This window comes from Cohaesibacter marisflavi (assembly GCF_963665895.2).
GTDB classification, from domain to species: Bacteria; Pseudomonadota; Alphaproteobacteria; order Rhizobiales; family Cohaesibacteraceae; genus Cohaesibacter; species Cohaesibacter marisflavi.
Map to the genome: position 1 here is coordinate 67914 of NZ_OY762533.1, position 23877 is coordinate 91790.

Here is a 23877-nt window from a genome sequence, read left to right on the forward strand (position 1 = left end):
CGGCGCATGAACGCGCCGTACTAGCTAAGAGGTCAATCATTCCGATTGGGGCGACAAACACCTTGTGTCTGCCTATGATCAACATCAGCGACATATGGCCTGCCACGCTCTTCGCTGGTGTAGTCTGAAGTGCCATCAGGATATTGAATACGACGCCTCGTCAGAACCGCCTTGTAATGCTCAAGGGTTACAGTCATATCGACATAGGTGGTATTGTATCGAACCGGAGGGCAATGTGGCGAACCAGTAGAAGAGATCCGGGTCGGCAGATTAGTCTCAATGACCGCTGAGGTACCAATAGCAATATCCTGTCCCGTAGAGTCCACCACATGAACACCTCTTAGAGGGGTATCGGTACGCACTTTCTGAGACGTGATTACGTCCTTAACGTAGACTTCAGCAGTCTCGACCGTTCGTACACATTTGTCACCCTTGTCTACGACTGCTCCATCACCGATAGGAATTGCATATTCGGAACCGTCAGGTCGGGTGTAGATGTCACTTTTATTGCTCGGATAAAGAAGATTGCAGCGGTCATAGTAGGCCCGTGAAGAATCTTCCACTTCCTCGATACCATCATGGGTGTATGGGATCTTTTCAGCTCCATCCGCCAGATAGGCAGACTCAATCTGCTTTTCGACCCCGTCGACATTCAGAGTGATTGAGATAAGCTTTTGAGCATAAAGCTCCTCGTCATTGTTCTTCCAACCATCAAACATCCGAACACACTTATCGCCCTTGTCTACGACTGCTCCATCACCGATAGGAATTGCATATACGGTGCCGTCAGGTCGGGTGTAGATGTCACTTTTATTGCTCGGATAAAGAAGATTGCAGACATCATAGTAGGCCCGTGAAGAATCTTCCACTTCCTCGATACCATCATGGGTGTATGGGATTTTTTCAGCTCCATCCGCCAGATAGGCAGACGCAATCTGCTTTTCGACCCCGTCGACATTCAGAGTGATTGAGATAAGCTTTTGAGCATAAAGCTCCTCATCATTATTCTTCCAACCATCAAACATCCGAGCGCACTTATCACCCTGATCTTTGGCAGCTCCATCACCAACAGGAACTGAATATTTGGTGCCATCAGGGCGGGTGTAAACGTCACTTCGATCGCTTGGATAGAAAAGATTGCAGGTTTCATAATATGCCTGCTTGGGGTCTTCGGTATCCTCAAACCCGTTATAGGCATAGGAAATCTGGGCGGTCCCATCCATCAAATAGTTGGAAGCGATCGGATATTCGGTTCCATTCACATTGATGGAAATTGAAACAAGCTGCTGAGCATAAAGCTCGTCATCATTGTTCTTCCAGCCGGTAACGGTCACATCGTGCGGATAGGTCGTGCTATTGCTCATGCAGCCAGTGACATATTCGCGGCCAAGCTTGGTATCATAGTAAAAACGGGATTGACCGTATGAGACACCGGCACTCAAATCATGGGTCCAGTTACCCGGATCGTCACAGCCGTTGGTCGTCTCTTCGATCGTGGTGGTGGAATTTGCGGCATCAGGCACACAGGCGCTGATATATTGCGGCTTTCCATCGACCATGATCTGTGTGCGATACTGCTCGGTAGCGGTCCCTGCGGCCTTATCGACGAGAACCGGACAAAGGCGAATACCCCCTTCATAGAAAACCTTGGAATGCTGATATTTATTGCCGGTTTCCGTGCAAGGCGTCACTTGATAGTAATTGCCATCCTCACTTTCATAAGCATACATCACCATTTCCGATGAAACGCCCTTTGAAAAGTCATGCTTCATCGTGCAGCTGTAGCTATCAGCAACAAGCTTGTAAGGCTCCAATGTCTCCGATGGTGAACAATCCTGCACCTTGATCTGGGTGTTATTGCCATTTGTATAAACAAGAGACGTATTCCGGCTAACCTTCATATTGTCGATATCAACCGACACAGAACAGCCATTCTCAATCTCGGAGATTTTATAGGTTTTCTCGATATCTGGCTGACAGTCGGAGATCTCCTTGCGGGTCGCCTCAGCGTCAATATAGTAGGACAGATATTGAGGATTAGCGGTTTTACCATCCAGATCAACCACATCGCTACAAGTCGTATAGGACTTCTGGATGGTATAGGTCGTACCGTTATCGGTGCAGGCATCTTCCGAGGTCATCGTTCCATTGGTGAAGGTCTGGCTCTTGGATTGCACACGAACAAGCCCTTGGGTCTCGTCAATGACAACCGGACAGCCGACAGTCGTCACACGAACTTCAACAGTATCTTCAGGCTCTTCTTCTTCCGGCTCGATCCTCTCAGGGGTCTGGTAAGAACCGGCGATATCATTTGCACTCCCTCCACCGCTTGTGGAAGCGCCTCGATCAGTTCCGTTCTCCGTGCCCTTTTCTTCGGGCTCTTCCTCTTCTTCAGGTGGGGTTTTCTGGAGGGATTTGACAGCAGTGACAAACTCCTCTTCATTCCCGTTGACAGATATGGCCATTGTTGGCTCCAACATGTCAGAGTCAATATTGAACTGACTGGTGAATTTATCGGCCGAAAGAGCGACTGACGCGTCATCCTCGTTGGATAGATTGGTAACAATAACCTGGGCGATCTTCTCGCCATCAACTGTCACGGTTCGCGTAAACCCCTTCGCAGAGATCCCGCTTAGATCAACTGGTGTCTCCGTATTGGGAGATCCGGAGAAGGAAAGATTGACGGGAGACCCTTCTTCCGTCATTGCTGTTTCCAGCGTGGGCACAACGGTAAACAGGTTTTCCTTGATAACCGCTTCGGCGTCGGTTGGACTCGCTGTTGCCAAAGCGGGATCTGTCGTTGCTGCCTGCGCACCACTATCGGGTGACGATTGAGCCATAGCGAGATTTGGTGTAAGCAAAGCTGCTAACACAAATCCCAAGCTCAATTGCTTTCGCAATCTCATAGATTTGCTCCTTAGTTTGATTTGACCGGATCGGCCAGATACCAGTCTTTCTCTGGTCGGATTTGCACGCGGGTTCCCTGTGCAATTCGGATGATCGGGGTAAGATCAACTGTGTCTTCAAGAATGGCGGCGGTAATCTGCCCCACATTCTCGGAAACTCCGGATGCTCCATTACCGATGATATTGGAATCTGACTGATCAGCTGAAGATGCAGCCATAACGCCGGCTTCGACTGCCGACCCAAGCGCGGTCGTCAGGATGGCGCTGCCATATTTCTCCCAGAAGCGATTATCGACCTCGCCCGAGAGACCACCATAGCCTTGGCTATCACCAATATGAGAGGAGAGCTGGAAGATTTCAGCGCGGCTCTCAGCCAGAAGAATACGATTACATGTAAAGCCGACACGCGTCTGCCCGACCTTATCGACTTCATCATAGTGACAGATCATGCGTGAGCCCTTGGGAACCAGTTTGGTTCGTCCGTGAGCCCCGTAAACATCACGAGAGACTTGCACGATCACAGATCCATTGTCTGAAAGCTGCGAGTTCACGCCATTCTCAAGAATGCCGGTGATGACACGGTCAGCGGCCAGAATACGGGTATTGTCTACCGCAGTGGTGGAATAACTGCGCTGAGCGCTGTATTTACTATTCTCTTTGTCAATGCCATCAGGCGGCGGAAAATTCGGAAGGTTCGCATTGTAGCGCCCTTCTGGAGCCTGCCTACTGGTCAATTCTCCATCAAGATCCACCGCAACAAGCCTTTGTTGGGCAGCACGGCGCTCAAGCATTTCTTGTTGCAAGGCAATCTGCAAAGACGTAGGGCCGGGTTCCTCTTTCACTTCGGGTTGAAGATACTGCGTCACATATTCAGTGACCTTTTTCTCCTTGACCACTTCCTTCTCAACCGGAACCTCGACCTGCTTATTGATAACAACAGGCGGCATTGTTATGACGCGTGGCTTGGGAGGGGGCGGCGGAGGCGTTGGTTTTTCATAGTCGAAAACCTGAGGATCACTTTCCCCAACACCACGCGGGATTGAAGGGGGTTGGTGGCATAGCCCCCCCAATGACATATTGAGAGCCAGGAACACAGTGCACAATCCCATGATCAGTCTCCCAAATACTGGATGCACATGTAGGACTGACCGCTCTTGAGCGTGATCAACCGATGGGTTGACTCAACGACAAATGTCGTACCGATAACGCGTGTGTTGACCAGTTCGTCAATGTCATCGACCACCACATAAGCCGTTGGAAGCTCGATATCATTCCATTTGTCGCCATACTGAATGTAAGTGAAATTGTCATCGCGATAGACCTGCTCGGGCTTCAGGCTCTTGTCACCCCACAATTTGTAGCTATCGAAACCACGAATTTCGGAAGGGTCGAAAGTCGCTGTTTTAAGGAAGTCTTTCGCTCCAGTTGCGGCCATCTGACCTTGCACAGAGGGGCTGGCAGTACCATTGGCACCATCAACAAAGTTGATGACCTCCAATCCACTTGCATCAATCCGGTCCTCAATCTTGAAGGTAAGGTCCGGAGCGTGCCTGGACCGCACCGATTCAGAGCGAAGATAGAAGGAAAGAACCTGACCTTCTTTTGTATAGACCTGCATGGAGCTATCAACCCCAGATCCAAGAGGTTTCACGACCAGAATATTCTTGGTACGGCGCTTGGCGTCAAACCTGTTGGTATCCCCTAGATCAACGCTTTCAATCTCCATTCGCTCTGGCAAAACGATGGCCGTGGTCATGTACTCACGCAAACGGACCTTATAGACGCACGTATCGCAAAGCGCTTCGATATGAACGCCCTGCCCTTTGGTTTTATATGACCATGCAGACTGGATCTGCCCGCCGATGGAAACATTGCGTTGCATAACACCGAAGTCACCAGAGGCTTGCAAGCGAGCTTGCTCCTCAGCAATTGCATCCAGCCCCAATGCGGCCTGCGCGGCCGCCTGATTGGCCCCATCGATCCGGCTTTTGGTATTATCGGCAACAGAGCGATTAGGGGGCTGCCGCACAATCGCGGTCTGAGCATGGGCGATTGGTGCACTCACTAGAACCGCAGCGGCCAGAATTGATGCGAATATGGACTTATTCATTTTTTGTAGGTTCCTCTTTGACTGCCATATTGAGGACGCGGATACCGAGGGGATTTTCGAATTTATCGACTTCCTGAACGTCTTGCTGGCGAGGCTCTAGTTCGAGATAGGCGCGCAAATGGCGCTTCTTTGGCTTGTCTCGCCCGATCTTGTCTGTCTGGATGAATTCAACGACAAACTGGTAGATGTCGTCATACCGAACGATCTTGTTTGCGCCGACCACTGTGATTGATCGGTTCAAACCATCCGCAAGAGCGCGGGAGATAAGATCTTTGTTCGCTTTGAGATAGCCGTTGAAGAAGTCGCTGTCGCTATAGCGACGAACGCGATTGAAGCGCTCATTCTGGGTAACATCATCAATCGCCAGAATATCGCGAACATAGCGGCGAGCAATTTTCTCGACCATCAGCTCATAGCCGGGAACTTTTATAGAAACCGGCTCGACCGAGTAGATCCGATCATCATTGGGGTCCACCCGCAACAAAGCAAACTCGGTTGTTTTAAGCGGGAAAAGCTCACTTATTGTGCTAACAAGAACAATGATCGCCAAGGTCGCGGCTGTCGAATAGACGACGAAAAAACGCAAGAAAAAGGCGTTCCGACGCGCTGCCGTTTTGAAGGCAAACGGATCTGCATCAAGCACGGCTCTGTGGTTGCCGATCCCTTCCTCAGCTTGTCGTGCTGCTCTTTTTTCCTTGCTTGCCGCCCTGTCGTCAGACTTCGGCTTTCTGGTGGTTTGCGTCTTGCCAAAAGAGAGCATTCTTTTATGAAATGGCAGTTTCGAGCCGTAGTAGACAGCAGGGTCTTCCTGCTGCTCATACGCGCTCGTCCCCACGTCTCCTCCCACCTGCTTTTCGTCATTGGCGACCGTAAGCATCAATAATGAGGAAACAGCCTCCGGCTCTACGCGCTCAACTGGCTCGATGCGCACAACCTGATCAGGGGGCTTGCGCAGCTTTCTGAATAGTCGAGTTAGAAATCGCATAAGGAACCTCAACCCACCCATTCAAAACGGGGAGCCTGATACTGGATCTCAGTGCAAGCACATGGAGATTTGCGCATTTCATCGACGCCATCCGGTTTGATAGGCATTTCCGTTTTCGAGAATGTGGAACAGCCTGTCATGGTGATGGATGAGGCAAAAATAAGCGCACTCAGGACTACTTTAATCATCTGATTTACCTTTCGAATTTCATTCTGTAGGGGTGGATATTTCGCCCGGCCTTTTGCGATTTTTGTATTTTTTGTAGCCAGTTTTGGCTCCGTCTAGCGCTTTGCTGCCAGCATATTTCGTGACACCCATTCCAACGCCACCTGCGGCAGCTCCAGCCCCAAGAGCCCTGCCTGCAAGAGTGCTTGCTCCAACCGAACCAAGCATCGCACCAGCGATAGATCCTGAAATCGAAATGGCTTCGGACATCAGTGCGCAACCAAGCCAACCCATTATGAGAGCAAGCAGAAACGGACCAGAGGTTAGTGTTGCAAAGTCATCAGGAGAGAGGGAGGCATCGCCTCCAATATTGAGAACGTCGAAGCATTTCGTAACGATGGAAAAGACCAGTGTTACGGCTAGCATGGTTGCAATCGCACTGATGAGCGTGCGGATAGCCTGAGCATAAAGTCCCGACCCAAAAGGGAAGCCGGATAGAGCAACAATAAAGGGGGCAAGGCCGCAAATCAGCGTTATCCGAAACAGGCAGGTTGCCGTTTGGGCAAGAAAGAGGATGAGCAGAAGACCATACGGAACTAAAAGGAAAAATCCATATATCGCCCTCATCACATATGATATCGATCCTGCCCAACTAGGCTCTCCAATAAATATGGAAACGATCGTGATGACTTTGGTAATCTGGGATTCAATTGCCATCAGCAGAGACGAGATCCCATTGGTTCCCGCGCCGCTATAGCCTGTAATGGAAGCAGACAAACCGCCAAGGACGGAAATGGTCGTATCAAAGACTGCCGAGACGATACTTTCAACGCCCAGAAAGGCCCCAAAGCCGAGAACCATAAAGACAACTTGTTTCACCGCATGAGGGACATCAAGCGAGCCTAAGACAACCTGAATGCCAACCCAGACGATCCAGACAGTTGCAATGGCTATAACAAGACCGGTAAGGGGCCCTTCCACGTTGGAAACCATCTGATCAACAAAGCCGGACGAGTTATCGACGAAGGCCTCAAAAACTGTGCAGGTGGTGCAATCCATTATTCTTACCCCTCTGCATCGGTCTCTTCGGCCAGATCGTTCTCTACAGGGACTTGTTCATTGATGGTCGCAGCGGCCTGAACCTTGAGCATTTGAGCCATAAGCTGGTTCATATGGCTTTGTGCAACCAAGCGCGCCACATTGACTTCAATCAGCACCTGAAGCCGCGCATTCATGTCTGAGGCTGTCTCGCCCGCTTTCTTATAGTCCTGAGCGGTTTCCAACGTCTCGTCGGCTGTCTCAATGGCCTGATCGGCCTGCGCCAAACCTTTGACAGACGCATCCGTGATGGTGTTGACCCGGTTCGTCTGGATGCCCTTGAGCACTTCCTTCTTTTCAGCCCATGACCCGGTCTGAAGGCTCTCCCTCTTTGTGATCAGCCCGGAGCTATAAGCCGAACTGCGATCACAGATTGAGCTGAAAGACATGCTCTCAAAATCGACTGAGGGCATCAGGGTTTCGTAATCAGGAACGAGACAGCTTTTTGCACTCGCAATCGAGTTCGCCAAGCTCTCGAAGTTGATGGATGGGATCGAAATATTTCCCATTTCACCAATGGCAGAGAAGGTGTCATCGGCAACCTTCTTGACTTCCTGAAGCTTCTTGAGCTGATCGGTTGCCACCTCCAGACTCTCTTTTAACGTGTTGAGCTGGTTTTTAGCGGTTTCAAGCTGGCTCTTGAGCGCTGCAACGGATTTTTGGGCCTCCGCTAGATTGCTCGTGTCGACAACCAGCATCGCAGCCCTTGATGGAGATGGAGCGCCCACCAGAGCAACGAGAAGTGATGCTGCAAGCAAATGTGATCTTAGATATGGGATAGCCATTGATCCCCCCATTTTTGTTTGATTTCGTTGAGTTCGCGAATTGGGGCTGGACCGGAGCGGTAGAAACGGATTGCGTCTCCAAAAGGCGTAAGGTCAATGTCGATGATGGTGCTCTCATTGAAAGAGCTGGCTTCGAACCGCTTGACAATCATGACCTGTCGGCCACCACGCATATCCCCCTGCCCCTTGATGAATGCGATCTGTTCAGAGGACAGATTAAGCGGTTCGAGATTTTTGGTATCGACGTTGGAGTTGGGAAAGAAGAACATGGTCTGGGCATTCTCAATAATGCCCGAAGCTCCTTCTACCGAAAGCAAGGCTCCCGGTTCCTGAAAGGCCAACCCAACAAGCCCATCAAGCTTTCTGTATTCGCGATACATCTCAAGCGCGAGCTTGCGGAAGCCATCGTTACGCAGAAGATTTGTGGCTTCATCGATGAAGATGGAAAAGCCACCATCAGTTTTACGAGCGGCTTGAGAAATCGCGTTGGCAATGTGGGCGATGACCGGAGGGCCCAACAGAGGATCTTCCAACGCCTCGTTCATATTGATCCCTGCAAGGAATGACTTTTCCAGAAAACCGGAAATCTGATCCCGAGGCGCATTGAAGACATGGGCATATTGCCCCTCTTTCTCTTCAAGAGAGACCCACTTTTCAAAAAGCCTGTGTTCGGTCGATAAACGAGGGAAGGAAGCGGTAAAAATGTTGTTGAGTGTCCGTTCGCCAACTTCCAGATATTCGGACATATCAATGGCATTGCTAAGCAACGCCTCCATATTCTCCGTATATTCGTTGCCCGCGAGCAAGCGCATAATCTGAAGCGCTCTAAGCTTGGCGGTCTTGTCCGACAGGTCCGTATCCAGAGGATTGAGCGCCAGCTCGTCATAGCCCTGATAGACACCGCCCATGGCTTCGACCATGAAACGCGCACCGTCCTTGGAGTCGAACACATAGTTCCGAACTTTTGGAAATTTCGACAGGCCTCCAAGCAGATGCATGATAAGGGTGGACTTACCTGAACCAGTCGGAGCAAAGACAAGGTAATTGCCGGGGCTCTGCGGTTTGTCCGATACGTGAAACTGGAAGGCGTAGTTGGCGCCGGTTGGCGTCTTGAACAATCGGATGGGACGATCCCCAAAAGGTGACTTCCACATACCAATAGGGGAGAACTGGAACGGCCATAGCGTTGCTATGTTGCTATCAAAAAGGCGCAATGGGCGCAGAAGCTTCTCTCGACCTGGCATGCGATTGAACCAAGCCACGCACGCCCCTTTTGTCTCGATGGAATATAGGACACGCGCTTTGTCGAGAATTGCGGTGATCTTGTCGATCACCTCATCAAGCCTCGCTTCGCACTTTGATCTGACAGCAATTTGAAACTGCGTTTCCATGAGATGATGCTCATCATTGAGCAAGTCCTCAAGCGCTCCTTCAAACTCCGCAAGCTGAGTTCCAGTCCCGAAGAAATTGTGCTTTTGCTCTTGGACAGTCCGCGTGAAAAGCGCAACCTGCTGTGTAGTGTCCAGCGGCTTCACAATATGACAAATCTCTAGCTCGGCAGGCAGCGCAAGAATTTGAGAAATTAGAAGTCCATTCATGGTTTCTGGCCATGTACGAACCGCTATGATTTTGTTGAGATATGAAGCAGGAACGGTGGTCTTGATCAAACCATCCGACGATATATCCAGATCACAAGCCGGAATATTGGCGCTCATATTTTGGGAAATACGCGGTAGGAAGGGCATGAACTGGCCGCATATCAAATAATTGACAAAGCTACTCAGTTCACAGGGGTCATCAAGCTTTGATGCGGCGAAAACAGGTCGTAGGCCATAGCTTTCGAAGGATGAAGAAAATCCTCTGGTCGTTTTGTCCAACTCGCTCATAGTTGGGCAGGTAAGGACAAGGCACCAGATTTGCTCAAAAGCATTTTGATAAATGCTCTGCTCTTTCTCTCCGATTTCCTTGAGCGTGATAGTCGGCCATTCTGCATCAAAGCTAACATCTCGGGAGCGCTTCACGCCAAAGATACGCAGCGTTGTGTTGGGCTTCAGAAATTGATGGAATGCAGTTGATCGGGTTTTTGCAAGAATATCCTGCTCAGCCAGAGAACGCGTCTCATAGGCCACTCCGGACAAGGTAAAGATGCGGACATACTGCCCATCCTTCAATTGAAGTGTCTGATTGTCGGCAAGGATTTGATCAAATTCCAGCTCGTTAGCCAGCCAATCCTCATCAATGTCACCGAGCAAATAGCGCGATGTTTTAGGATGAAAGAGCGCACCAGCAAAAAGAGCTGTTGTTGTCATGAATAATGCTTGGGTTAGCATTGGTTATTTCTCCAAATTCTTCTTTTCACCAGCAACCAAATGGCGGCTTGGTTTGCCTCTCAGAAAAGTATTGGGCAGAAGGAAAAGAGTGTCGGAGTGAGGATCTTTGCGGCGCATATAAACGGCCCACGCAATCCCGAGCGGCATCGTCACGATGAAAAGCACAAAGGCAACAGATTGACCGCCCGCTACTCCGCCAAGCATGGAAAGGAGAACCACCCCAATGACGACAACGGAAAAGTGAAAAGGTGACATACCGAGGATTTTCATCGGCTCTTGCACATAGGTAGCAACGCTGCTTTGTGCTTTCATCGTGCTGCTCCCTTATGACGTTGCCGACAAGAGGGCCGTCAGAATACTAGGACCAACCATGATCAAAGCGCCGCCGAGCACATAGGTCAGTACCCGCCGAATATCGAAGTGCCCTGAAATTATGATATAGATGCCGTAAAGGATCAGCCCGAAGCCGATAATTGCAGTCGCAATGCTCACGGTGCCGCTCTGAAGGGATTCTGCCAGAGACGTGGCAGGAGAGGCCCAGTCAGAGCCAGCCAAGGCGCTGGAACTACCAAGGGCCATACCGGCAAGGGCCAAAGGCAGACGAGTTTTGGATTTTCGAATATAAATGCGCGACATTGTAATTTCCTATTGTTTGAGGATCACAAAGATGGCGATAACCGCCAGAATGTTGATGGAGGAAAAGAAGCCGTTCCAACGGGTCATGCGCTGCATGGACCGTTTGACAAGCGTTAGTTGTTCGGTGAAATGAGCGACGGCCTGAAGATGAGTAGCGATATTCTCTTGTGTCACCGCATTGTTGATCTCGGAGACCGATCTGACCGCTTCATTCAGCTGGTCATCGACGGTGGCGACAACTTCACGCACGCCAGATTTGCTGCGCTCTCCAAAGAGATCCATGGCCTTTGAAAGATTGGCTTTAAGCGTGTCTGAAAAGGCATTGAGCAAGGGCACAAGCGCCATTATGGGATCATCTTCAGACAGAATGACGCCGGAATGTCGCATAATGGCTTCTCTGGCATCTTCATTCTTGAGAGTATCCCACTCCAGATCCAGTTGATCTGAAGAGTGATCGATCCCGCTCATTCTGCGGCCTCTTCGGCAACAAGCGCAGCAGAAAGCCTGGATTGGTCCAGTTGAGTCACATGCGACTTCCAGATCTGTCTCAATCTTTGGCGGCTCATGATCTTGAAGTCTGGAGACTGGATCGCAGCTTCAAAAGTGAGACTTTGCTCCATCATCGCTCTTATGTCAGCGCCAAAGGTTGCTTGTTGAACGCGAGGATGCAAAAGCAGCTCGAAAATCCTGTCTTTGTAGGTCTGGAAGAATTTACTTTCGCTAAAGCTCTTCCCTTCCCGACCAACAGGCCCGAAAAATTCGTTTTCCCAGATGACAAATTGAGCCGTTTCAAACTGTGAAATCAGCTCTCCTAGACCGTCGAGCGTGCTCTGAAACGCAGGGCCACCACAAATGGGAGAATGGATCAAAACGCGCGTTCCACTGTCCTGCAGAAACGGAAGGGCCACATTCTGAATGAGGTATGATGTGAAGGGCACATAAGCACTCGTGCCAATATCGCAGATGATCTGTTCACCAGCCTCTGCTTCAACAATTGTCTCGATCATCTGATCAAAACAGCGAGGGTTGATGTCATCTTCCTCCATAATCTGAAGGGGAATAGCTTTCAGCCCGGGGATTGTCGAAAAAGTGGGTGTACTGGGATCACAATCAACTGCTGTTACCGAAACAGCTCTATGGGAGTAGTACTGGGCGATGATGGAAGCAGTCAGGCTTTTGCCGATCCCGCCCTTTGCTTGCAATACAAGATGGAAGGTTTTTTCCATTAGAATTCAAACCTCTTTTTGCGATCAATTTTTCGGAAAGGGTTATCTTTGGAATTTCGGAAGCGTTCAGCCGCTGACCTTGATTGATCGACTGTTTTTGAATATGTTGGCAGGGTCGCAGCTTCAGAATTTTGGGATGTGTTTTGTGAAACCGAAGCGAGATTTTCTGTCGTCGGGACATTCCCTCCGGCATTGCCCCGACCAGACCCATCATGTTCGTGAGAATTGGTGCGAGCCATAGAGCGCAGGTGCGAGAAATCTCGATAGCTCACTGCACTTTTGAGGCTGCGCATAAAGGAAGAATATGAGCTGGAAACACGCCCTCGGTTATTGAGGTCCAACCAAACTTCCTTTAAATTTGGCTTCACAAGGCAAAGTTGTAGCGTTTCCGTCAGCACAGCATCAACCTCAATGCGAGATTGACCATAGGGCTGACGGACTGAGGTCCGTTCAGACGGCATGGTATTGTTCGCGCCAAAAGGCGCGCCCTTACTATTTGTGGTAATTTTTGTGGAATTGGCGAATTGGTCGCTTCAATAACAAAGCGATTCAGCCATTAGTAGACTTCAATGCACAAAGCGCGAAGCGCGAAAGTCAGCGACCAATTGCCAGACTTTGGGTAAGTTGGTTCTCCAATGCGAATGTTAAACTGGTACTTTAATGTTCGCTAGGTTCGGGTGGTCTTATGTGGAAGTGAGACCACTCGAACCGCTAGCGACTTACAAAACACACCATAGTGTCAAGGTGACTCCCTGTATACGGGAGGTTGACTCCTCTCCCATTCCTTTTCCACAATTTCAAAAATCATCACTAATGTTGAGTAAATTTGTCTTCACTGTGTGATGGGAAATTCAACCAATCGTTGAGCGTGAAACGCGAATAAGAATTCTCTTGCATGACGAACGGTACCGTCATGCCTATCCTGCCGTCCCACCTATTGCGATTTGTTGCGATAGATTGCGATGAATTACGACAGATTGCGATTCCGTTGGTTGCAATTCGGAACATAAAAAGAACAAACTGCAATAAATTGCGATAGAATGCGAAACAAATTGAACTATTGCGATTATCCGAGATTTCCACGAGATTTTGTCAGATTCTTCGAGATATTCGGAGAAGAATTGCAATAAACAGCGATTTCTTTTGTTAGATTGCGACCACTCGGGTTTCAAATCGAGTCAATAAGAAAACCTCAAAAATGAGAGACTTCACCCTCTGAAGCCAGCGCAAAAGCGCGTCTCACACTCCGCTTCCGGCCTGTCGCTCCGATGGAAGGGATGAGAAGAGCGCTTTGCGCTCTGCAAATGGGTCGCAGGACTCATGGGAGCGCGCCCCAATGCGGGGAAGGAAGAGTGTGTTTAGCCATGGCGGCGGTTGTGCCGATCAACTCGCGTCATGGACACCTTCACAGCCAAGCCTTTTGATGTCGTGGGCGAGACGACGAGGAGAAAAGGAAGTGACGGTGCGGAATCTTCCCCAACGAAAAAAAGGCCGAGGGTCATCTCCTCAGCCTTCAGACAACCGACAGCTTGTCTCAATACACTCACCTGATTTCAGTCAGGAGCCGTTTGAGGTCCTTATAGGTCTTCGTGTGATTGGTATTGTAAATATCCTTGTTCTTACCCTTCGGGTTGAGAATGAACCATGTGTCACCGGTCACTTTGGTTCGGTTTCCCTGCTTTGAAAACATCAGTTCAACCTGAGCGACCGGATTGCCCTTTATGCGGTTCCGCAATTCAACGATGTTTTTTCCGTCGCTCTCGGAAAAGGATTTGCTAAACAGCAAGGACGTTTTGGTTTCTTTCGTAACCGAATAGCCGAGAGTGGATCTCGTAAAGATCCGCTTCGCCTTCACTTTGGCCATAGGAATTGATTTCTACGTCATATGTACCGCCAGACGACTGGATGCTTCGGCCGCGGGACTAACCAAAAATGCAGCCGCAATCAAACTCGCCAAAATTGCCTTTTTCATTATGTCCTTTTCTTCACAAAAGATAGGGAGAATTTAAGCATCTTTTCTGAAAAACTCAATAAATACCGTGACTTAACAGGATGCTAAAGCTAAAATAGTGAAAAGACAAACACACTCTAAAGAATAGAGACTATGCGTAAGATACTTGCATCTGTGGCCACCAATCTGGTGAGAATTGTCTCGCTCTTGCTTGCGACGGCAACCACAATGGCGCTATCATTGGTGTTGGTATTTCTTGTTCCGCTATTTCTGCAGTTTTTTTATCAAATTCCCAAGAGTTGGAATCACGATGGCCCTATCGCAACTGACCCTATTTTTTGGGCTTTTTGGCTGTCCATTTCTTTTGGCCCGGCTGTGCTAGCTTTTCTTGTTCCGCCAATTGGCAACTGGATTCAAGACCAAGGTTTTTGGAGTGCGCAAACCTTCGGTCCGCGAAAATGCTGTCATTGCCCAGGTCAACGAAAAACTTACGGTCGCCGCCAAGCAAAAAAAGAGACGCATATTCCAAGTGGTCTATCGTATGATGGACGATGATGACACCAATGCCTTTGCATATGGAAGCAACCGTATAGTGTTTACCACCGACATGCTTCGAAAGTACGCAGCATTTCCCAATCAGGTTGACATGCTAGCTGCGATCGCGGCTCACGAGTTGGGGCACCACAAAAACTTAGATACCTTTTTCGGGACAATTCAGAATTTTCTGTTCTACCCTCTGCATCTTGCGATCTTCATTTTAAATTTGCTGTTCAGCTGGATACCAGTTCTAAGCCAAATCAACTTCTTGTTTGTTGCTGTAGCGCAAATTCCACTTTTCTTGTCGCAATTTCTTTCAGACTTCACGCGGCAAATGGTCGAGTATCGAGCGGATGCCTTCGCAGCACGCCTTCTTGGGCCGAAACACTTTGCAGATATTCTCGACGATTTTGGAAAAACCGAACGCTGGGAAGGTGGCGGTGTTCTCGTTTCGATGCAACGCTCACATCCCCCCTCCGAGCTGCGCCGAGACAGGATTTTGAAAGAATTCGGACATCTGATTTCATCAGACAGGCTCCATGCGCAAGCCGTGGAGTGATCGGACCAGGTTGAGGTTTCCTTCCTCGGCGCGGTCGATCATTGCCTTGAAATAGGCTGCCGGATGAGAGATCAGCTCCGGATCTCTGAGCGCCTTTTCGACAATTACGGCCAGACAGACGAGCGCCATCAGGTTGCCTTGTCGTTCAACACCCCATCCAAAATCTCGGTCACTAAGGCCAATAGTGAGTTTTAGCATTTGCGCCGATCCCATCAGTTCCTGCCATGATCCGAAGGTGCAGCCGGTCACGGTTTGCACCTTTTTGCATGCGGTCTGCACCAAACCGATGGATACCTGATCCATGCAATCGATTTTGCCCTGCTCTGGCCCTTCGCCTTGGAAAAATGGTAATTGCTTTTGTTCGATCTCGCGTCTAGGCTTTCCTTGCAAAGCCCATTGAGCGGCTTGTCCGCTCTCAGAATTTGAGACTTGCTCGTTAGAGCAAGGCCGCAATTTCTTATTACTAATATTATCGGAATAGGATGTATTAGGTATAGTCACGACACCAGTGTCATGCGCGGGTGACATTTTTGCATTTTCTTCTGTCTTTTCTGCATCATAACCAAGCTTGGCAAGGGCTTCCTGATAGATGGATTTCATAGCATCTGCACAATCATGCCAACTCGCTCCTGTATCATCCAAGACACGTTGAGCACTCTCAACCTGCTTGCCAAGATCCACATCATCCTGCATGGAAAGATCAAGGATCGCACGCGCCAACCGCGTCACAGATCGCTTGGCTTCCCTCTCTGCATTCAAAGCTTTCTGGAAGGCATCCGCCTTCTTGCGGAAAGCAGCAAGGTTGAAGCAGGCCGGGGTGAAGTCGAGGCCATAGGCCTGAATAACCTGCCCTGCCCGATTGCGATCAATGAAGCGCCGACCGGTCGGGCTATCCTTGTAAGCCAGGATACCTGCTTCAACGAGCTGCTTAAGCCCTCTCGTCACGGTTCGGGTCGTATGCTGCGTATATTCAGCCAAGCGTTGATTGGAAATAGCAACGATGGGTGTGTTGCCTTCCTGAAAGTCGTCCGCATGAACCAGTCCAAGCAAGATATCAAGAATATGATAGGCCGTCCCCTTGATGCCCAAAGCTGGCGCTACGCGCTTGAGGGTCAAAGACAGCTCATGCTTTTCGATAATCGGGCGATTGTCTTGCTGGGCAAGGATCGCGCTTGCGATAATGCCATCCGAGAGAGATCGGAAATTGGCAATTGTGGTGTGTTTCTGTGACATGGTACCTCCCGCCAAACAGCGGTTTGAGATCCTGTATCCCAGACAAAAGCCATAGAAATCCCGTTTTTGGTCAAGAAGGAGTCTTGCCAAATGGGTCCATCACACCTATAGTCAAATTTGCTAACTATGGACTATAGCGCTTGTCGCTTTTGTCTATCTAATAAACCCGTCAATTTGCCGATTGACGGGTTTTTTCGTTTCCCGCAGATCAGGTCATTGTTTCTCTCCCTTCTCTGCTTCGTATTCAGAGATGAGTGTTTCCATTCTTTCTCTAAGGAATTCAGCGAAACCTTCCCCCTTCGAGCGATCAATCGAAAAGTCCAGAGATTTAACCTTCTCCGAAAATTTAACGATTTTGTCACCATTTCCCGATTGAAAGAACACAATGGTTCGCTTGTTCGTTGATGCTGATTTTTTATGCGCGGAGCGCTGTGCCACCTTGAGAGCGATTTCAAAACGCCCGTTGCTGTCTGCCTTTTGCCACGCAGCAGAAGCTGAAGCATTGACGATAGCGTCTTCAGCAGCTTGCTGCCTGTCCTCGAACACGATCGCGAGGGCAGACCACCGAGGCAGGCCAACGCCATTGGCGCTGCCGATCAAATGACAAATCTCGTTGGGAATTGCATCTGCAATACGAAGAAGTTTCCGTAGATTGGATTTGTCTTGAACTCCAATAGCCCTGCCAATCACGGAATGTGCATACCCAAAGGCTTGCAATGACCGAGCATAGAGAGCCTTCTCGATGAAAGACAAATCGGTACGATCATTATTTTCAATACCTTGAGCAACAACCAGTTCCTCGTCGGAAAGCTCTTGAACGAAAGCCTTCACCGTAATGCCTAGAAGGCGACAAGCATGCGCCCTCCTTGCACCATACGCAACTTGGAAATACTCAGACTTCTCCGGATGGGGACGCACAAGAATCGGAAGTTTCTGACCTTCCAGTTGGATAGACTGCTTGAGTGCTATAAACTCCTCAGTATCCTCGCTCCAAGGGAACCGGTCAGCTACCGCAGAATCTAAAATTTTCTTAGGATCTATTTTCTGGAAAGCTGTTTCTTTCAACTGGTTCTGGAGTTCTACTACCCGCTGTTCAATTGCAGTCATTGAGGTCTTGAGCGCTTGTGTAGGGATGGAAGCAGACGAGCGGCGACCGGCATCTTTCTTTGCGCTCTCGAGAAGAGCTGCACGATCGGAGACATCATAAGCAGCACTTAGCTTCTGCTTCCTTTTATCGTTAGCACTCATTTCCGCCCCCATGCTTTTTCAATCAGATCGAAGATCTCACCATTTACTGCGTTCACAGAGTCAATCGCTCGAATATAGGTGTCACGGCTAACATCACTGCGGTTCAGTTCATACAACGATTTGTTCTCCAGACCGGCGTTTGCTATTGCAGTCGTATCAAGCACAGTAGTTCCAATGATCTTATCAAGAAACAGTGAGCGCATCATCGCAGCCAATGTGGTCTGGGGCACATCGTTGGGATTATGACGAGTTATTAGCAATCGGAAAAAATCATGTGCAAACGGCGTGCCAGCATCTTTGAAAGCTGCCAGCATCTCGACCAACATCGACAAGAACTGAGACATACTGGCAACATCGATCATTGCCGGTTGCACAGGAACGATTAAGCCAGTTGCAGCATAAATCGCGTTCAGTGTCATATAGGAGAGCTGAGGAGGCGCATCGAGGATGACAACATCATAGTCGTCTTCAACCGTCTCAAGCGCCGCCGCGATCCGACGAACAAAGTGCGACTTCCCAACAAATTCGGGGTTGCTGATCGCGCCTGGGGTTTCATGCTCAAAATAGTTTAGTTCTGCATGAGCTGGAATAAAGTCCAACCCGTGAAAATAGGATTTCCGTATTACATCCTTCATCACAGGCCGTTCTTCATCATAGCAAACCACCCCATAGATCGACTCCATCGATCCAACGTCAATTGCGGCTCTTATCCCAAATGTCTCGGTTAAACTTGCCTGCGGATCCAAGTCAATTGCGAGAACCCGCAATCCCTTCAGTGCGAGATATTGCGCTAAATGAATGCTCGTAGTCGTCTTGGCGCAGCCACCTTTGAAGTTAGCAACAGTTATGACCTGAAGCTTCTCCTCACCTTGTCTACGTGGCAGGAACTTTAATGCGTCAGAAACTTTTTTCGCGGCGTAATACTGACGAATATCATCAATATCGGAAAGGGTATAACGCCTAGCCGAATTGCCCAATCGGGCAACTGGCGGAATCTCACCATCAAGCTCAAGCTGCCGTAGTCTTGTGCTCGTTACACCGATCAGCGACGCAGCTTCCTTAGCCGTAAAAGATCTGAGTGTTTTTTTAGCTTCAGGCGGATAAGTTGCGGTCCATATGCGATTGATCTGTTGATTCAACAGCAACGACATTTCTGAAAGGAACTCTTCCGTGTCTGTTTCCTGGACGGACTGCATAACGTTATTTATCTCCTAGCGGCCCCCAAAATTACGGAATATGGATCAAGGCCGACGAAAAATTGTAAGCAGATCATGTTTGAGGAGTCTCATTCTGTCAAGCAAGATAGGGTTAATGGAAGATTAATGTCGACATAAACTTATGAAAACATAGAGAATATCTAGCGTTTATAGCTAACGGGATAACAGTGGACTTTTACTCTGCTAGTGCAATCAGGTCCCAAACTGTCAGAATCGATTCTTCCGGTGTCCCTCCGAGTATATGCAGCATTGCTCTACCCCGTACAGGCCTCTAAAGAATTTCATTGCAACTGCTACGAATCACCAAGATCAGTAATTTCAATAAGTTAAGTAGGGGGTTAGTTAACCCCCTTGTGAGTTTCGTGCCTTCAATCAACGTTTGATCGAGAACCGCAACAGGAATTGCGACGCGATATTGGCCCCCTACTCTTCGCTCACGTCTGGTAGCCGCTGGCCTCATCTCCTCATGAACCGCTTGGCATTTCGAAGGTCCGGCGCGATATCGACGCTTCGCCCGTTCTCATAAAGAACATAGATCGAGCACTTGCGGGTTGGCCCTGCATGGCGATGAAGTCACGGCGCTTTCGCGCCGTGTCCTTCTTGGCTGGCTCCGGCTTACGCAGCATCTTTGGCCTCTTCGGTCTGCAAGCTGTCGGGGATCGGGTGGGTCTTGCTGTCAGAGAGATAGACAGCGACCCATTGCGGATACTGGCCGGGCTGCCGCTTGCGCGGGTCCAGACAGGTCTTGAAGCGGAACGTCTTGCATTTGGAAAGACGGGTGCCGCGATAGCATGAGGAAATAGCAGAATATTCGGCCTTGGTGAGTTCGATCTGGGTCAAGCTTATCACCTCTCCAGGATGATACTGGTTCTCGGAATCAAGCGTCTCGGCTTTGAAGTTGAGGATAGAAGGCTTAGCGGTTTTCTTGGCTGGCACCTGATAACCGGTATTCTGCATCAGGTCGCGCCAAGCCTCATCAGACAGGGGAAGACATTTGGTAGACGTGCCGCCGACCAAATGAAGGGGCAACGGAACAGGGCTTTCGAGTTTAAAGCTCCCCTCCTCCGTCTTTGTTGCCTTCGGCTTCTCTGCTCCATGCTCACGGGCAAAAGCCTGAATGACGGTTGGGGTCAAGGCTCCTTCAAAGCGTGCCACGTCTCCCAATAGCTCTCGCTCATAGGCGAGCCGGTTCAACAGATGCTCAATCCAGCGATGTGCAATGCTGCCTTCAACAAGGCGGGTAAGTTTCTCGATCATATCCAGCCGATAAGCTTGCGGGTCAATCTCTCCATCGACCATTTTCTGCCACGTACCAAAGGGGGCAATACAAACAGTGCCGATCTGGTGCATACCAACCAACTTTATAATGAACTTGTTCGATAGGTTTTCTTGGAAAACTTCCAGCGCTTTTGCGTAGCTGTTAAGCGTGCGCTGATGGTCGCGCAGATCAGCGAGCAGGGTTTTAATGCGGCGGGCGCGTACATTGGGCCGCGCTTTGTAGTCTGCATGACGCTGCACGCTCTCGGCTCTGTAGAGGTAGTGAGAAGCCGCACGGCGGCTCTCAACGGCTTTGCTCATATTGTTATGCATGCGCTCTTGGGTCCGGCGTGCCTTGCGCTCGGAATGATGCCCCACAAGGATCGGCTGGCCGAACTCAAAAGCGCGCGACAGCGTGTCGGCTGTGGCGGTGAACGCATTGGCCTTACGGGTCTTGTTAGTGGCAATGGCGTCCAGTCGCTCGGCTTTCATCTCGGCGCGTTCAGCAAGGGTCGTGCCTTCTGGCTCGATCTCGCCAGCAATCGCAAGGCAGAAGTCTTCGCGGGCAGGCGTCCATTTGGGGGCTACAAAAAGCTCCTGCTTGGGTGCCCATTTAAAGCCAGCATCCTTGACCAGCGCGTATGTGCCGCTGTCCAATCTGGTATCGGAATAGATCCGTAGTTTGTTGTCTTCAGGGGAATAGGTTGCTTCTACGCCTTCGATGCGCTCGATCTTGGTTTCGGTGTTCGACATTGATTTGCTCCTTGTTCGCTTGGCTTGATCGCCTTTCACTTTCTCTCGTCGTGCGACAGGCCGGAGCGGGGTCAAGGTCACAAGCGCCGAACGCAAGTGAGGGGATCACCTGCACGCAATGACCAAAGGGAATGAAGGAAGGGGACGCGGTGCAGCGCAGCTGTTCAGCCTTGACCCCGATCTGGCCATAGCCAGAGAACAGGGACAAAGCAGGGCGCGAGCGCCCTTCCCCGATTAGCCTTTGGGTGGCGGAATAAGAACGGCGAGGAAGGGAGGATCAGAAGGGTCGAAGTTTCCGCCTCACCTTTACCGGCAGCCTGGCCGGAGGGGAGTTCGAGGGGCGGGTGTGGCCCCCTCGCGGCAAAGCCAGCCGGTCGATCCGGTTGGCTTTGCCCCAAGGCGATCTGCTCTGAAGGGGCTTTCACCCCTCCGAGCCAACCAGCCTATGCCACCATATCAAACAGGTCTGTTTGAAGGGGGGTGGAAAATGCAGGAGCGGGAAACTCACAAACCACGATTTCAACGCAAGGGGAAACCCCTCTCCAGTCGCCACGGTAGATTTCGGTATCAATGCCGCATCCAGGTTCGATGGTGATCCCTGTTTTCTCCGAGAAGCTTTTGAACTTGCGACTTTCAGACCGCAAATAGTAACGCTCACCGGAATAGCGGAAACCGGCTGAGGTCTGGGGCAGAATGAAAGCACCAAACTCAGCCATGCGGGATGCAATTTCGATCACTTGAAACTCAAAATCCATTCCTTTTTCTGAACGGGTCCGAGCCTTGCCAAACGGCGGGTTGCTGATGGCACAATCAAAGCGGCGGGCAGGGGCAAAATCAAAGACAGATGCACAAATCCAATTGGCTTCGGGGACGATCTTCTTGCCAATCTCGACATAGGCGGGATTGATCTCGACGCACGTCAGGCTTTCGGCACGTCCCGACCAAAGGGCATGAAGGGACAAAGCCCCGATGCCAGCACAAAGGTCGATGACATGGCCATTCATGATTTCAAGGGAGAAGTCTCGAGCAAGGCCGCTGGGCGTGAAGAATGCACCGGCATAGGCATTGTTATGGCTTGCGCCTTCCTGCCAGTTATCGAGGACAAAAAGCTTTTCGTCATCAGACAGGCGGTCTTTGGTCAGGATGGCTTCGCCTTCATTGTGGGCTTTGGTCTGTGCTTTGGTGAGTTTCATAATGCATACCCCTGTGCGTTCGAGTAGGAACTGGCGGCTCGTTTGATCGCCTTTCACTTTCTCTCGTCGTGCGACAGGCCGGAGCGGGGTCAAGGCCATAAGCGCCGAACGCCAGTGAGGGGATCGCCTGCACGCAATGAACGCAGTGAATGAAGGAAGGTGACGCGGTGCAGCGCAGCTGTTCAGCCTTGACCCCGATACGGCCCTAGCCAGAGAACAGGGATAGAGCAGGGCGCTTTGCGCCCTTCTATTTCCCGCTTCTTGTTTTCCGGTCCAAGACACAAAAAATGCCCCTCCCGAACCAAATCGGGAAGGGCTTCCTGAAGCTCTCGCGGGGTATGCAATGCAAGAGCTTCAAATGGGTTATTAGTGAGTGCTATGAGGCTTCCCAGACAAATCGAAGCCGATGGCGTCCATGACAGCTAAGGTCGTCGTCAGGGTCGGATTGCCTTCTTGACTGAAAGATCTGTAGAGCTGTTCGCGAGAAAGGCCAGTCTGCTCTGCAATTTTTGTCATGCCTTTGGCACGAGCGACAATTCCGATGCAGTCAGCGATGAGTGCAGCGTCTTTCGTTTCAAAAGCGTCTTCAATAAAGGTCCGGATCGCTTCATCAGATTTGAGAAATTTAGCCGGATCAAACTCCTTAAGCTTCTCCACCATGGTCAGTTTCTCCATTGTGCTGCTATGCGTTTAGCATCCTTGATATCTTTGGATTGGGTTTTCTTGTTGCCGCCACACAGAAGGACAATCAGTTCCGCTCCTCGCCTTAGGAAATAGATCCGATATCCGGGGCCATAGTGAATGCGTAATTCACTTACCCCGTTTCCAACTGGTTCAGCATCCCCAAAGCTTCCTCTGGCAACAGATACCAAACGCAGGGTTATCTTTGCCTTGGCATTCTCGTCCTTGAGCCGATCCAACCATTTATCGAACGTCTCTGTCGTGAGGATCTTGATCATTTGCATATATGTAGTTTAAAAACTACACCCTGTCAATGGAAGTTGAAACCCACCGCGCCAAACTTTTGTGTCCGGTCGCGGCGGGCTTGCTGGTTTAGGCTGCGAGGTCTTGCTCGGCTTTCTCTTCTTGGCTGGTGGCCTGCTCTGGTGTCAAGGGCTGGTTGATCATGCAATCCGGTACCCAAGATGCAATGCGGTCCTTTGCCTCTGGTGAAAGGCCGTTGCGGTCAACGTCATTATTGAACAGGGCATGGAGCCGCGCCACCTTGTCACCCTTCTTCATGTTGGCAAAGTTCGCAGAAACAGGCTTGCCATCAATGAAGCTCCTAATCTCGTCAAGCTGGTCGGCCTTGAGGCGTTTAAAAAAGGTGCTGTTGGGCGTCCATGTGTTGCGCACATCAAGCTTCACTGCGTCAGCTAACAGGTCCACAAAGGGGATGGGATTGCCGACATAGATGATAGCATGTTGAATGTCACAAAGCATCTAAAGCTGCGCATAGAAAGCAAACATTTCAGGGGGAAGTAGAACATGCTCTGGATCGTTGGTTTGCCAAACATTCAATCAGACGGCCAGTTCTGCCATAAGCGAGATGAATCAAATCCAATCAATTGATTCCCAATATGAATTGGATTTATTCGATGCCGATCCCTACCATCATAGCATAGTCAAGAATAGGGGAGGGGGCCTTGTCTATCCGACCGGAAATCCATTTGAGAAAGCTGATCCCA

Annotated in this window: 24 protein-coding genes; 2 read left to right on the plus strand and 22 right to left on the minus strand. The window is 50.0% G+C overall.

The features are described 5' to 3' along the window. Nucleotides 1-32: 32 nt before the first annotated feature. From ACKPCT_RS00350 to ACKPCT_RS00415, 14 genes are all read right to left on the minus strand, one after another. Nucleotides 33-2840, minus strand: a complete 2808-nt coding sequence (locus tag ACKPCT_RS00350) for a hypothetical protein (RefSeq protein ID WP_319567006.1) — start codon at nt 2838-2840, stop codon at nt 33-35. A gap of 77 nt (nt 2841-2917) precedes the next feature. After that, nucleotides 2918-4015 (minus strand): TrbI/VirB10 family protein, encoded by a 1098-nt coding sequence (locus tag ACKPCT_RS00355; protein WP_319567007.1) that lies wholly within the window; start codon nt 4013-4015, stop codon nt 2918-2920. A gap of 2 nt (nt 4016-4017) precedes the next feature. After that, the gene (locus ACKPCT_RS00360) at nt 4018-5016 is read right to left on the minus strand and encodes a TrbG/VirB9 family P-type conjugative transfer protein (RefSeq protein WP_319567008.1); all 999 of its coding nucleotides are present in this window, start codon (nt 5014-5016) and stop codon (nt 4018-4020) included. After that, nucleotides 5009-6001 (minus strand): VirB8/TrbF family protein, encoded by a 993-nt coding sequence (locus tag ACKPCT_RS00365; protein WP_319567009.1) that lies wholly within the window; start codon nt 5999-6001, stop codon nt 5009-5011. Before ACKPCT_RS00365 ends, ACKPCT_RS00360 begins: the two co-directional genes overlap by 8 nt. A gap of 8 nt (nt 6002-6009) precedes the next feature. Then, nucleotides 6010-6189 (minus strand): hypothetical protein, encoded by a 180-nt coding sequence (locus ACKPCT_RS00370; RefSeq protein WP_090075554.1) that lies wholly within the window; start codon nt 6187-6189, stop codon nt 6010-6012. 19 nt (nt 6190-6208) lie between these two features. Then, entirely contained in the window at nt 6209-7225 is a 1017-nt protein-coding gene (locus ACKPCT_RS00375) for a type IV secretion system protein (protein ID WP_319567010.1), read from the minus strand. Nucleotides 7226-7230: 5 nt separating this feature from the next. Further along, nucleotides 7231-8049: a hypothetical protein gene (locus ACKPCT_RS00380; protein WP_319567011.1), complete on the minus strand. Its 819-nt coding sequence runs from the start codon at nt 8047-8049 to the stop codon at nt 7231-7233. After that, nucleotides 8031-10379 carry a VirB4 family type IV secretion system protein gene (locus ACKPCT_RS00385; protein WP_319567012.1) on the minus strand — a complete coding sequence of 783 codons (2349 nt, stop codon included), beginning with the start codon at nt 10377-10379 and terminating at the stop codon, nt 8031-8033. Before ACKPCT_RS00385 ends, ACKPCT_RS00380 begins: the two co-directional genes overlap by 19 nt. A gap of 3 nt (nt 10380-10382) precedes the next feature. Beyond that, a complete protein-coding gene (locus ACKPCT_RS00390; protein ID WP_090075549.1) occupies nt 10383-10691 on the minus strand; it encodes a hypothetical protein in 309 nt (102 codons plus the stop codon). 12 nt (nt 10692-10703) lie between these two features. Then, nucleotides 10704-11015 carry a TrbC/VirB2 family protein gene (locus tag ACKPCT_RS00395; protein ID WP_319567013.1) on the minus strand — a complete coding sequence of 104 codons (312 nt, stop codon included), beginning with the start codon at nt 11013-11015 and terminating at the stop codon, nt 10704-10706. 9 nt (nt 11016-11024) lie between these two features. After that, on the minus strand, nt 11025-11483 hold the full coding sequence (locus ACKPCT_RS00400; protein ID WP_319567014.1) for a hypothetical protein: 459 nt from the start codon (nt 11481-11483) through the stop codon (nt 11025-11027). Beyond that, nucleotides 11480-12241: a nucleotide-binding protein gene (locus ACKPCT_RS00405; protein WP_319567015.1), complete on the minus strand. Its 762-nt coding sequence runs from the start codon at nt 12239-12241 to the stop codon at nt 11480-11482. The genes ACKPCT_RS00400 and ACKPCT_RS00405 overlap by 4 nt, the downstream gene beginning before the upstream one ends. Further along, entirely contained in the window at nt 12241-12702 is a 462-nt protein-coding gene (locus ACKPCT_RS00410; RefSeq protein WP_319567016.1) for a hypothetical protein, read from the minus strand. Before ACKPCT_RS00410 ends, ACKPCT_RS00405 begins: the two co-directional genes overlap by 1 nt. A 1082-nt stretch (nt 12703-13784) precedes the next feature. Next, nucleotides 13785-14105, minus strand: coding sequence for a hypothetical protein (locus tag ACKPCT_RS00415; protein ID WP_319567017.1), 321 nt, complete (start codon nt 14103-14105; stop codon nt 13785-13787). Nucleotides 14106-14345: 240 nt separating this feature from the next. Between ACKPCT_RS00415 and ACKPCT_RS00420 the strand changes: the two genes are divergently transcribed. Together ACKPCT_RS00420 and ACKPCT_RS00425 are read left to right on the plus strand one after the other, a co-directional pair. After that, nucleotides 14346-14747, plus strand: a complete 402-nt coding sequence (locus tag ACKPCT_RS00420; protein ID WP_319567051.1) for a hypothetical protein — start codon at nt 14346-14348, stop codon at nt 14745-14747. Further along, a complete protein-coding gene (locus ACKPCT_RS00425) occupies nt 14659-15288 on the plus strand; it encodes a M48 family metalloprotease (protein WP_319567043.1) in 630 nt (209 codons plus the stop codon). Before ACKPCT_RS00420 ends, ACKPCT_RS00425 begins: the two co-directional genes overlap by 89 nt. Here ACKPCT_RS00425 and repC read toward each other — a convergent pair. The 8 genes from repC to ACKPCT_RS00465 form a co-directional block, all read right to left on the minus strand. Beyond that, complete coding sequence (gene repC, locus ACKPCT_RS00430) at nt 15256-16521, minus strand: plasmid replication protein RepC (protein ID WP_319567018.1); 1266 nt, start codon at nt 16519-16521, stop codon at nt 15256-15258. The two genes, ACKPCT_RS00425 and repC, sit on opposite strands and share 33 nt — an antisense overlap. Before the next feature lie 213 nt (nt 16522-16734). Continuing rightward, the gene (gene repB, locus ACKPCT_RS00435) at nt 16735-17769 is read right to left on the minus strand and encodes a plasmid partitioning protein RepB (protein ID WP_319567019.1); all 1035 of its coding nucleotides are present in this window, start codon (nt 17767-17769) and stop codon (nt 16735-16737) included. Continuing rightward, nucleotides 17766-18965 carry a plasmid partitioning protein RepA gene (gene repA / locus ACKPCT_RS00440; RefSeq protein WP_090075540.1) on the minus strand — a complete coding sequence of 400 codons (1200 nt, stop codon included), beginning with the start codon at nt 18963-18965 and terminating at the stop codon, nt 17766-17768. The genes repB and repA overlap by 4 nt, the downstream gene beginning before the upstream one ends. Nucleotides 18966-19601: 636 nt before the next feature. After that, on the minus strand, nt 19602-20996 hold the full coding sequence (locus tag ACKPCT_RS00445) for a DUF3560 domain-containing protein (protein WP_319567020.1): 1395 nt from the start codon (nt 20994-20996) through the stop codon (nt 19602-19604). Between the two features lie 443 nt (nt 20997-21439). Beyond that, nucleotides 21440-22189 (minus strand): methyltransferase, encoded by a 750-nt coding sequence (locus ACKPCT_RS00450; RefSeq protein ID WP_319567021.1) that lies wholly within the window; start codon nt 22187-22189, stop codon nt 21440-21442. Between the two features lie 366 nt (nt 22190-22555). Next, entirely contained in the window at nt 22556-22849 is a 294-nt protein-coding gene (locus ACKPCT_RS00455) for an addiction module antidote protein (protein WP_319567022.1), read from the minus strand. Nucleotides 22850-22851: 2 nt separating this feature from the next. After that, complete coding sequence (locus tag ACKPCT_RS00460; protein ID WP_319567023.1) at nt 22852-23148, minus strand: type II toxin-antitoxin system RelE/ParE family toxin; 297 nt, start codon at nt 23146-23148, stop codon at nt 22852-22854. A gap of 94 nt (nt 23149-23242) precedes the next feature. Continuing rightward, nucleotides 23243-23632, minus strand: a complete 390-nt coding sequence (locus tag ACKPCT_RS00465) for a hypothetical protein (protein WP_319567024.1) — start codon at nt 23630-23632, stop codon at nt 23243-23245. Nucleotides 23633-23877 lie beyond the last annotated feature (245 nt).

Coding starts and splice junctions, on each gene's coding strand:
- ACKPCT_RS00350 (WP_319567006.1), bottom strand. CDS start 2,840: ATGGCTCAATCGTCACCCGATAGTGGTGCGCAGGCAGCAACGACAGAT.
- ACKPCT_RS00355 (WP_319567007.1), bottom strand. CDS start 4,015: ATGGGATTGTGCACTGTGTTCCTGGCTCTCAATATGTCATTGGGGGGG.
- ACKPCT_RS00360 (WP_319567008.1), bottom strand. CDS start 5,016: ATGAATAAGTCCATATTCGCATCAATTCTGGCCGCTGCGGTTCTAGTG.
- ACKPCT_RS00365 (WP_319567009.1), bottom strand. CDS start 6,001: ATGCGATTTCTAACTCGACTATTCAGAAAGCTGCGCAAGCCCCCTGAT.
- ACKPCT_RS00370 (WP_090075554.1), bottom strand. CDS start 6,189: ATGATTAAAGTAGTCCTGAGTGCGCTTATTTTTGCCTCATCCATCACC.
- ACKPCT_RS00375 (WP_319567010.1), bottom strand. CDS start 7,225: ATGGATTGCACCACCTGCACAGTTTTTGAGGCCTTCGTCGATAACTCG.
- ACKPCT_RS00380 (WP_319567011.1), bottom strand. CDS start 8,049: ATGGCTATCCCATATCTAAGATCACATTTGCTTGCAGCATCACTTCTC.
- ACKPCT_RS00385 (WP_319567012.1), bottom strand. CDS start 10,379: ATGCTAACCCAAGCATTATTCATGACAACAACAGCTCTTTTTGCTGGT.
- ACKPCT_RS00390 (WP_090075549.1), bottom strand. CDS start 10,691: ATGAAAGCACAAAGCAGCGTTGCTACCTATGTGCAAGAGCCGATGAAA.
- ACKPCT_RS00395 (WP_319567013.1), bottom strand. CDS start 11,015: ATGTCGCGCATTTATATTCGAAAATCCAAAACTCGTCTGCCTTTGGCC.
- ACKPCT_RS00400 (WP_319567014.1), bottom strand. CDS start 11,483: ATGAGCGGGATCGATCACTCTTCAGATCAACTGGATCTGGAGTGGGAT.
- ACKPCT_RS00405 (WP_319567015.1), bottom strand. CDS start 12,241: ATGGAAAAAACCTTCCATCTTGTATTGCAAGCAAAGGGCGGGATCGGC.
- ACKPCT_RS00410 (WP_319567016.1), bottom strand. CDS start 12,702: ATGCCGTCTGAACGGACCTCAGTCCGTCAGCCCTATGGTCAATCTCGC.
- ACKPCT_RS00415 (WP_319567017.1), bottom strand. CDS start 14,105: ATGGCCAAAGTGAAGGCGAAGCGGATCTTTACGAGATCCACTCTCGGC.
- ACKPCT_RS00420 (WP_319567051.1), top strand. CDS start 14,346: ATGCGTAAGATACTTGCATCTGTGGCCACCAATCTGGTGAGAATTGTC.
- repC (WP_319567018.1), bottom strand. CDS start 16,521: ATGTCACAGAAACACACCACAATTGCCAATTTCCGATCTCTCTCGGAT.
- repB (WP_319567019.1), bottom strand. CDS start 17,769: ATGAGTGCTAACGATAAAAGGAAGCAGAAGCTAAGTGCTGCTTATGAT.
- repA (WP_090075540.1), bottom strand. CDS start 18,965: ATGCAGTCCGTCCAGGAAACAGACACGGAAGAGTTCCTTTCAGAAATG.
- ACKPCT_RS00445 (WP_319567020.1), bottom strand. CDS start 20,996: ATGTCGAACACCGAAACCAAGATCGAGCGCATCGAAGGCGTAGAAGCA.
- ACKPCT_RS00450 (WP_319567021.1), bottom strand. CDS start 22,189: ATGAAACTCACCAAAGCACAGACCAAAGCCCACAATGAAGGCGAAGCC.
- ACKPCT_RS00455 (WP_319567022.1), bottom strand. CDS start 22,849: ATGGTGGAGAAGCTTAAGGAGTTTGATCCGGCTAAATTTCTCAAATCT.
- ACKPCT_RS00460 (WP_319567023.1), bottom strand. CDS start 23,148: ATGATCAAGATCCTCACGACAGAGACGTTCGATAAATGGTTGGATCGG.
- ACKPCT_RS00465 (WP_319567024.1), bottom strand. CDS start 23,632: ATGCTTTGTGACATTCAACATGCTATCATCTATGTCGGCAATCCCATC.